The 7891-nt window shown below is 62.6% G+C and carries 4 protein-coding genes; 1 reads left to right on the forward strand and 3 read right to left on the reverse strand.

Annotation, left to right across the window (positions count from 1 at the left end; all coding sequences use genetic code 11):
* The 3 genes from BLX41_RS07800 to BLX41_RS07810 all read right to left on the reverse strand — a co-directional run.
* Nucleotides 1-2633, reverse strand: a 2633-nt coding sequence (locus BLX41_RS07800) for a discoidin domain-containing protein (RefSeq protein WP_123724607.1), incomplete at its 3' end; no start/stop codon positions are given.
* A gap of 341 nt (nucleotides 2634-2974) precedes the next feature.
* On the reverse strand, nucleotides 2975-5722 hold the full coding sequence (locus BLX41_RS07805) for a discoidin domain-containing protein (RefSeq protein WP_259744538.1): 2748 nt from the start codon (nucleotides 5720-5722) through the stop codon (nucleotides 2975-2977).
* Nucleotides 5723-6243: 521 nt separating this feature from the next.
* Nucleotides 6244-6702: a hypothetical protein gene (locus BLX41_RS07810; RefSeq protein WP_123724413.1), complete on the reverse strand. Its 459-nt coding sequence runs from the start codon at nucleotides 6700-6702 to the stop codon at nucleotides 6244-6246.
* Between the two features lie 218 nt (nucleotides 6703-6920).
* On the opposite strand from BLX41_RS07810, the gene BLX41_RS07815 reads away from it, so the two are divergent.
* Nucleotides 6921-7891, forward strand: a 971-nt coding sequence (locus BLX41_RS07815) for a DEAD/DEAH box helicase (RefSeq protein WP_259744540.1), incomplete at its 3' end; no start/stop codon positions are given.

Here is a 7891-nt window from a genome sequence, read left to right on the forward strand (position 1 = left end):
GGGGCGACGAACTTCATCAGCGTGCCTGCTGCGTCGAAACCGACGCTGGGGCTGATTTTCCAGCTGTAGCTCAGCTTGAGGCCGGCCGGGTCACTGGACGCCGTGGCATCGAGGTAAACCGTCTCACCCGGCTTGGCCTCGGTGGCACCACCGATGATGGCGATCGGCGGCTTGATCGCCTCCACGGGCGGCTCGGTCGGTTTCTCGCCACCGCTCTGGCAGGGACCAAGGTCACGCCAGACTTTGCCGGCGCCATCAGGCCCTGTGAAGGATGGATTGCCCGGCTCGCTGCCCGATGTCCACCAACGCGCCTGGTACTGACGACCTTTCCACTGCACCACATCGTTGGTGACGTAGGTGTTGCCGGCTTTCCACTGCGGCTTGCAACTGCTGGTAGCGGCCTTGCCCTTGACCAGCACTTCATGGGTGCGGGTGCTGCTCTGCCTGCCGTTGCTCAGGGTCAGGATGAAGCGGTAGCGGGTATCCTCCTGCAGTTCGGGAGCCGTGAAACTGATCCGTGCGCCGTCGAAGCTGAAGTCCAGCTTGGGCGAGGCTTCCCAGGTGAAACTCAGGGCGTTGCCTTGTGGATCGCTGGAGGCGGAAGCGTCCAGCACGATCTTGTCTCCGGCGTTGGCCTCGGTCTTGCCGCTGATCTGTGCCACTGGCGGCTTGCCGGCGTCCAGCGGTTTCAGGGACACCGCCTTGACCTGGTCGTCGGCGTTGAACTGGCCGTCGGCGAGCAAGGTCCAGGCACCGTTCGGGTTGTCGCTGCCATAAATCTGGTAGCCCTTGATGTTGCCGCTCAGGCCCGCGTCCTGGCGGGGCAGGTATTGCAGCTGGGAGAAGCGGCTGTTGGCTCCCAGGTCGATCACGATCTCGTGGGGGTAACGTGCAGCGGTTGCCGAGCTCCAGTAAGTGTTGGGATTGCCGTCGATGGCTTGGGCACCCGTTGCGTTACCGTCCAGGGCGCTGCTGGTGGCGTGGATCTTCCAGCTATTGCGCGGCAGCTCCTTGCCCATGGCATCGGTCAGCAGCAGTTCGGCGACGCTGGCATTGTCCTTGCCGTCCACTGCCGAAGTGGCCACCAGTTTCAGGTACCGCCCCTGAGCCGTGTCCTGGGTGAGTCCGTAGGCCTGGCCCTCAAGCACCTGGTCCTGGGTCGTCTTATTGGCATTGATCGCCAGGTACCAGCGGCCGGGCTGTGGGTTGTTCACCCCCAGGGACACGTTGTAATTACGAATCGAACGGTAGTCGTAGCTGGAGGTGGTGGGCTGGGCACCACGCTTGAACAGCAACTGGACCTCACCGGACTTCTCGGTCCGCTCGCCGTCCACCACGGTGAACACCAGGCGCTGGGTGCCTTTGGGCACATCCACCGGGTAGTAGCGCATCTCGCCCTTGGCCAGGCTGACTTTCTGGCTGAGGATCGAGGTGCTGTCCTCATCCTTGAGCGGCACCACGGACGGACTGTAAGCGGACATTCGGGCGGCATTCTCGCGCCAGGTCCGGGCCATGTTCGCGGTGCCGGCATTGCCCAGTGGAATCCCCATGTTATCGGTGACATCCGGGTTGGAGTAATAGCCCACATGGTTGCCACAGAGAATGGTGCCGACCCGGCCGTTGTTGTAGCCAAAGCGGTAGCTGCTGCCGTTGGAGCAGTGGTTGCCACCGATGTTGTGGCCCAGTTCGTGGCGGAAGGCGGTCGTCGCGGTGATGTCATTGAGCGTGTAGCGGCCGGACACATAGCCCCAGCCCGCAGCGGTATCCACCCCGGGAGTGCCGACGACGAAGCTGGCCACCACGTCCGGGCTGTATGTGCGCATGCCCTCGGCATAGATGCTGCTGACCTGGCTCAGGGTGACCCTGGTGATTGGATAGTCGTTGGCCACCACCTGGGTACCCACCAGGCGCAGGCGCACACCCTGGACCTGAGACTGCTTGAGTGCTCGGTTGACCGAGGCCACCTGGGCCAGGGCATAGGCCTCGTGGTCACCGACGTAGGTGGCGGCTTGCTGTGAGAAACCGGCCAATAGATCGATAACGGTTTCGCCCTGGGCGTTGCGGTTGACCTGGAAACTGCGTTGGCCGCTTTGCGACTCTTGCTGGCTCGGCGCTTCACTGTCGTCGCCTGGCACGTAGTCGATACTGTTTGGGTTATAGGCCGTGCTGGCGTCGACGCGGATCATCGATTGCGCGCCATCGGCAGTGCCGCGAATGATCGCCCCGGCATCCGGTAGCAGGGCGATGAAGCTGCCGTCTGGGCGGGCGGCCAGGGTCATTTCTCCGGGGGCGCTCAGGGAGCGGGCGCGACCTTCGAGTTGACCGGTCATGACCTTGAGGTCCTTGAAGGTATCGTCCTGCTGGGGAAGCAGGCTGCGGATGCGCATCCCGGTTTCCTGCAGCAGTTGATCAGTCCCGGCCTCGTCGGCGCTGCGTTGCATCGGGTTGGCGGTCAGCGTCTGGATATTGATGAAGTGACCGCTGATCACGGTTTTACCGCTCGGCTGCGAGGCCTGGGCTGGTTCCTCGCTGGCCAGGACCATGCCACCCAGTGGCAAGAGTGCGGCAGTGCCCAGGCTGGTGACCCAAAGACGGGTAGCGCGGAACAAAGGTTTCAATCTGAAGCTCGACATAACCATTCCTGGAGTGTCTCAGCGCGGCGCAAAACCTGGCGAACAGGATCGCAAAAGCATCCGCGCTGATGATGTGGATAAGGAGTTGTGCCGGCGGGGGCATCATAGGCAGGCGACCTGGCGCCGTACATCGCAAGGAGAGCTTTTAGTACGGGTCCTAGGGAACCTGTTCTACTGCACTCAGGACCCTGCCCCAGGGCCAGACAGCTGAAGCTCTGATGCAGTCGCGCCGGCTTGACATTGCCCTGGAAAAACAAGCGGCGGCCCGATGTGGGCCGCCGCTTGTGTCAGGTGCCGCAATGGGCATTCGCTCCTTGAGGCAGGGCGAACGCCAAGGCGCCTCAGTTACAAGGTCCTGCGTCACGCCAGACCTTGCCGCTGCCTTCTCCACCGACAGTGACGGCACTTGGTTGATTGCCGTTGGTCCACCAACGTGCGACGTAGAAACGCCCGTTGTGGCTGACTTTGCTACCTGCCACATAGATGCCGCGTGCACTCCATGGGCCCTCGCATCCCGCAGGCGTAACCAGCTTCTCGGCCAGCACCACGATGCTGTGGTCCCGGGTCACGCTGTGCTTGCCGTTGTCCACGGTCAGGGTGAAGCGGTACTGGGTGTCTTGCTCCTGTTTGGGCGCGATGAAACTCAGTTTGGCGCCCGCGGCCTGGAAGGCGACGCTGGGGGTCACGCTCCACTTGTAGCTCAGGGCCAGGCCGGCCGGATCGCTGGACGCCGTGGCATCGAGGTAAACCGTCTCACCAGGCTTGGCCTCGGTGGCACCACCGATGATGGCGATCGGCGGCTTGATCGCCTCCACGGGTGGCTCGGTCGGTTTCTCGCCACCGCTCTGGCAGGGGCCAAGGTCACGCCAGACTTTGCCTGCGCCATCAGGCCCTGTGAAGGACGGATTGCCCGGCTCGCTGCCGGATGTCCACCAACGCGCCTGGTACTGACGACCTTTCCACTGCACCACATCGTTGGTGACGTAGGTGTTGCCGGCTTTCCACTGCGGCTTGCAACTGCTGGTAGCGGCCTTGCCCTTGACCAGCACTTCATGGGTGCGGGTGCTGCTCTGCCTGCCGTTGCTCAGGGTCAGGGTGAAGCGGTAGCGGGTGTCCTCCTGCAGTTCGGGAGCCGTGAAACTGATCTGTGCGCCGTCGAAGCTGAAGTCCAGCTTGGGCGAGGCTTCCCAGGCGAAACTCAGGGCGTTGCCTTGTGGATCGCTGGAGGCGGAAGCGTCCAGCACGATCTTCTCACCGGCGTTGGCTTCGGTCTTGCCACTGATGACCGGCAGCGGTGTTTTGCCCGCATCCACAGGCTTGAGGGACGCCGCCTTGACCTCGTTGTCGGCGCTGAACTCGCCGTCGGCGAGCAAGTTCCAGGCTCCGTTCGGGCTGTCGCTGCCATAAATCTGGTAGCCCTTGATGTTGCCGGCAAGGCCGTTGTCCTGGCGGGGCAGGTAATGCAGCTGCGAGAAGCGGCTGTCGGCTCCCAGGTCGATGATGATCTGGTGGGGATAGCGGGTATTTGCCGCCGAGTTCCAGTAGGTTCTGGGGTTGCCGTCGATGGCCTGGGCACCCATGACCAGGCCGAGTCCGGCACTGCTGGTGGAGTGGATGCGCCAGCGGTCGCGCGGTAGCGATTGGCCCCTGGCGTCGGCCAGCAGCAGTTCCGCCACGCTGGCTTCGTCCCTGCCGTCTACCGAGGAGGTGGCCACCAGCTTCAGGTAGCGGGCGTGAGCGGTTTCACTTTTGTTCGCATAGCTGAAACCCTGCAAAACGTGGTCGGAAATGGTCGTGTTCTGGCTGCGTATGGCCAGGAACCAGCGGCCAGCCTGCGGGGTGTTGACCCCCAAGGTCGGAGCCGAGGCTTCCTGCGAGCGATAGTCGTAGTCGTTGAGGTTCGGTTTGGCCCCCCGCTTGATCAGCAGTTGGGTACGCTTCCACCGGTACTCGGTACGTTCGCCATTGGTGGTCATGAACACCAGGCGCTCGGTGCCAGGTGCAACATCGATGGGGAAATAGCTCCACTGGTTTGCTGCCAGGTTGACCCTTTGATCGAGGATCTTGCTCGACTGCTCTTCGGCCAGGGGCACGACTGCCGGACTGTAGGCGGACATCTTCGCAGCGTTTTCGCGCCATACCCGCGCCATGTTGGCGGTACGCGTATCCCCCAGCGGCACGCCGCGGATGTCTTTGACATCGGGGTTGGAGTAATAGCCGATGTCGTTGCCACACATGATGCTGCCGACCGTGCCGTTGTTATGACCGAATTTGTAGCTGGTACCGTCGGAGCAGTGATTGCCCCCGATGTTGTGGCCGACCTCATGGCGAAAGACTGAAGCAGATGAAATGACGTTGACGGAATAGCGTCCTCCGATATAACCCCAGCCTCCTGTTGCGGTGTTCACTCCTGGGGTGCCTTTGACGAACATGGCCACGAGATCCGGGCTGTACTGTTTCATGCCCTGGGCGAACAGCGTGCTCACCTTGCCCAGGGTTCCATCGGTGGAGGCGGTAATCGGATAGTCGCCGGGAATTACCTGAGTGCCTACCAGGCGCAGGCGCACGCCCTGGACCTGGGACTGTTTCAAGGCACGGTTGACCGAGGCGATCTGGCCCAGGGCAAAGGCTTCGTAATCACCGATGTAATCGACCGATACCTGGGTGAAACCGGCCAGTACATCGATGACGGTCTCACCCTGAGCATTGCGATTGAGCTGCAGGCTGCGTTGGCCGCTCAGGGTTTCCAGTTCATGGGCGGGTTCGTCGACAGGGCTTTGCTCGTAGTCGATGACGCTTGCGGCCCGAGGTTGTGGAGGGTCAAGACGGATCAGCGATTGTTCACCATTGGCGTTGCCACGAATGATCGCATCGGCGCCGGGCAGCAGCGCGATGAAGCTGCCGTCGCCGCGGGTGACGAGGGTCATGTCACCGGGTGGGGCCAGGGAGCGGGCACGCCCTTCCAACTGGCCGGTCATGACCTTGAGGTCCTTGTAGGTATCGTCCTGCTGGGGCGCCAGGCTGCGGATGCGCATCCCGGTTTCCTGCAGCAGCAAGTCGGTCCCGGCTTCAACGACGCTTCGCTGCATCGGGCTGGAGGTCAGTGACGGGAGATTGATGAAGTGACCGCTGACGACCGTCTCGCCAAGCGGTTTTGCAGGTGTGGCAGGTCCTTCTGCAGCAAGGGCCAAGCCACTCAGTGGCAACAATACGGCAGTCCCGAGACTGGCGACCCAAAGACGGGTGGCACGGGACAGGGCGTTCAATCTGAAGCTCGACATAACCATTCCTGGAAAGTCACCACGCGGCGCAAAACCTGGCGAACAGGACCGTTAAAGCGTCCGCGCTGATGGTGTGGATAAGGAGTTGTGCCGGCGGTGGGCATCATAGGCAGGGGAATCTGCGCCGTATATCGAGGGCGAGGCTTTTAGTACCGGTCCTAGGATGCATACCGGCCCTGGGGCAAGGCCGGTAAGCGCAAGGGGTGTTTGTCGAGTGGCGGGGAGAAGGGAGAAGGCCCGGCGAATCGGGCAGAACGGTTACGGGGGCAGCGCGGTCGCAATATAGAACGCCGGGCAATGCCCGGCGTTACGGTTTCAGTCCGAAAGGCTCACTCGAACCCGATCAGCAGCACCAGTGTGAAGACCACTGCTGCCATGGCCAGGCAAAACAGCAGGCTGATTCCCGCCACTCGCCATAGCGAAACAAAGCGCCCGTTGCCGGCCTTGTGTTCCACCACCTGTGGACCAAAGAGTTGGCGTGCGTAGGCGTTCATCCCGTAGATCGGCGGCAGGATGAAGACCACGGCGGGGATGCTCTCCGGAAGGAAAAAGCCTGCCAGGCTCATGGCGATGAAGAAGCCGATGCCCATGGCCCAGACTTTGTTCACTTCACTTTCGCGCCCCAGTGCCTTGAGGTTCTGATTGATGAAGTAGGCGCCCGCCACGGAGGTGCCGATGAAGGTGCTCAGGCCAATGGCGGCGATGCTGTAGAGGCTCAGGTTCTGATCGGCTGGCTTGTTGGCGAGAAGTTCGGCAGTGGGGGCCTGGAAAGGGTTTTGGTTATCCATGCGCGGTGGGACTCCTGAGGGGTAAAACAAAGGGAACAGGTAGGTGCCAGGTGGGCGGTCGCGTCGTTCTGTCTGGCAACCCGTGGCAATCAGTACGGCGAGGATACACTCACCGGGGCGTGCTGCGCAGGCCCGGGACGGCTCAGGAGCATGTCTCGGAATTAGGGTAAACTGCCGTCCATTGCCCCTCTGTGCTGACTTTTTCCTACGGTACCCCCATGACATTCGCCACTCTTGGCCTGATCGAACCCTTGCTGCGCGCCCTTGAAACCCTCGGCTACCAGACCCCGACCCCGGTGCAGGCGCAAGCCATTCCGGCGGTATTGGCCGGTCGTGACCTGATGGCAGCGGCCCAGACCGGCACTGGCAAGACCGCCGGTTTCGCCTTGCCGCTGCTGCAGTTGCTGACCATGGAAGGGCCGAAGGTCGACAGCAACTCGGTGCGCGCGCTGATCCTGGTGCCGACCCGGGAGCTGGCCGAGCAGGTCCACGAAAGCGTGCGCCAATATGCCGAGCATCTGCCGCTGCGCACCTACGCTGTGTACGGCGGGGTCAGCATCAACCCGCAGATGATGAAGCTGCGCAAAGGCGTGGACTTGTTGGTGGCGACCCCGGGGCGCCTGCTGGATCTGTTCCGGCAGAACGCGGTGAAGTTCAGCCAGTTGCAGACCCTGGTGCTGGATGAGGCCGACCGCATGCTTGACCTCGGCTTCTCCGAAGAGCTCAAGAGCATCTATGCCGCCTTGCCGAAGAAGCGCCAGACCCTGCTGTTCTCCGCTACCTTCTCCGACGCCATCCGCCAGTTGGCCGGGCAAATGCTCAACGACCCCCTGAGCATCGAAGTCAGCCCGCGCAACGTGGCCGCCAACACGGTCAAGCAGTGGGTGGTGCCGGTGGACAAGAAGCGCAAGCCGGAGCTGTTCAGTCATTTGCTGCGCAAGAACCGCTGGAAGCAGGTGCTGGTGTTTGCCAAGACCCGCAACGGCGTGGATGCGCTGGTGGAAAAGCTTCAGGGCCAGGGCGTGAATGCCGACGGTATCCATGGCGACAAACCCCAGGCCACGCGCCAGCGCGCCCTGGACCGGTTCAAGGCCAGCGAGATCCAGATCCTGGTGGCCACCGATGTGGCGGCCCGCGGCCTGGACATCGAAGACCTGCCGCTGGTGGTCAACTTCGACCTGCCGATCGT

Source organism: Pseudomonas protegens (genome assembly GCF_003732485.1).
Taxonomy (GTDB): domain Bacteria; phylum Pseudomonadota; class Gammaproteobacteria; order Pseudomonadales; family Pseudomonadaceae; genus Aquipseudomonas; species Aquipseudomonas protegens_B.

What these genes read in the sequence shown, in the direction of transcription:
- BLX41_RS07805 (WP_259744538.1), bottom strand. Translation starts at nt 5,722, where the DNA reads ATGCAGCGAAGCGTCGTTGAAGCCGGGACCGACTTGCTGCTGCAGGAA.
- BLX41_RS07810 (WP_123724413.1), bottom strand. Translation starts at nt 6,702, where the DNA reads ATGGATAACCAAAACCCTTTCCAGGCCCCCACTGCCGAACTTCTCGCC.